Raw genomic sequence first — 1,730 nt, forward strand, 5'->3', positions numbered from 1 at the left:
TTCCCAGGCGTTGCCCGGGGCCGGGCTGGCGGCGCGCACACGGCTGACGCGGCGTTCGCTGTTGGTGAATGTGCCGTCTTTTTCACCCCAGGCAGCGGCGGGCAAGATTACATGCGCGAATCTGCTTGTTTCATTGGGAAAAATGTCCTGAACCACCAGAAATTCGGCAGCGGCGAGGCAGCTTTCCACATGGCTGATATCGGGTTCGGTATTGGCGAGATTTTCACCAAAAATATACATTGCCTTGATTTTTTTTGATTTAAGCCCGTCCAGCATGTCGGGCATCATGATGCCCGGCTCCGCAGGCAGGGAGACCCCCCAGAAGCGCTCCAGATGCTCTCTGGCCGCCGGGTCTGCTACTTTGCCGTAGCCGGGATAGGTATCGGGCAGAGCGCCCATATCGCACGAACCCTGCACGTTGTTCTGCCCGCGCAAGGGGTTTACCCCACCCAGGGGTTTGCCCACATTGCCCAGAAGCATTTGCAGCGCGGCGCAGGCCAGCACGTTGTTGACGCCGCTGGTGTGCTCCGTGATGCCGAGGGTGTAGGCCAGCATGGCGGGCCTGACCGAGGCAAGGTCGCGCGCGGTCTGCCTGATGGTTTCCGCATCAATGCCGCATATGGGAGCCGCGCTTTCGGGCGTGCAGTTTGCCACATGGGCGCGCAGCTCTTCAAAGCCCAGCGTGTGCCGCGCCACATAATGCCTGTCATGCAGGTTTTCCTTGATGAGCACGTGCATGATGGCGTTGAGCAGGGCAATGTCCGATCCCACCCGCAATTGCAGATGGGTTTCCGCCTCCTTGGCGATGCCGGTGCGGCGCGGGTCGGCCACAATAAGGCGGCAACCCTTGCGCACAGCCTGTTTGACAAGGGTTCCGGCCACGGGATGCGCCTCCGTGATATTGGAACCGATGAGAAAGATCATTTTGGCCTCGCCCATGTGGGCAAAGCTGTTGGTCATAGCCCCGGAACCGAACGATGCGGCCAGACCGGCCACAGTGGGGGCGTGTCAGGTACGCGCGCAGTGATCAATATTATTGGTCTTGAACACCGCGCGAAAGAGTTTTTGCATCTGGTAGTTGTCTTCGTTGATGCTGCGGGCGCAGGCCACGCCTGCCACGGAGTCGGGACCGTGTTTTTCGATGGCAGCGGAAAACCTGGCCGCAATGAGATCCAGGGCCTCGTCCCATGAGGCGGTTCTGAACGAACCGTCCCGCTGCCGGATAAGCGGGTCGGTGAGCCGGTCTTTACTGTAGATGAAATCGTAGCCGAAGCGGCCCTTGACGCACAGGCTGCCCTTGTTGGGCAGTGCGTTTTCAACGCCGTTGACCTCGATGATGCGGCCGTCCCTGACGGAAAGGTTCAACTGGCAGCCCACGCCACAGTAGGGACAGGTTGTGCGCACGCTGTCCACCTTGTCTTCGCGGGTGGCAAGGCCATAGGATTTTTTGGCGGTCAGCGCTCCGGTGGGGCATGCCTGCACGCATTCCCCGCAGTGGGTACAGCGGTCATAGTCCACCAGCGGCCACCATGCGTCTTTTTCAGACCGGCGGCCGAATTGGGGCGGAATGGCGTCGTTCACCTGCACGGCGGAACAGACCGATGCGCAGCGCCCGCACTGTACGCAGCGGCTGAAGTCGCGCGTGATCATCGGGTGATCGTTATCCAGAGGAAAACTGCCCGGCTCGGGAATCAGGTCTTTGACAGGGACGTTGCATTTCATGACCAGAA

Annotated in this window: 1 protein-coding gene; it reads right to left on the reverse strand. The window is 60.4% G+C overall.

Annotated features, from left to right (window positions below):
- On the reverse strand, window positions 1-1,730 hold a 1,730-nt coding region (locus V6C07_RS07600), incomplete at both ends, for a molybdopterin oxidoreductase family protein (RefSeq protein ID WP_333535765.1).

Source organism: Desulfovibrio sp. 1214_IL3152 (assembly GCF_036763055.1).
Classification (GTDB): domain Bacteria; phylum Desulfobacterota; class Desulfovibrionia; order Desulfovibrionales; family Desulfovibrionaceae; genus Desulfovibrio.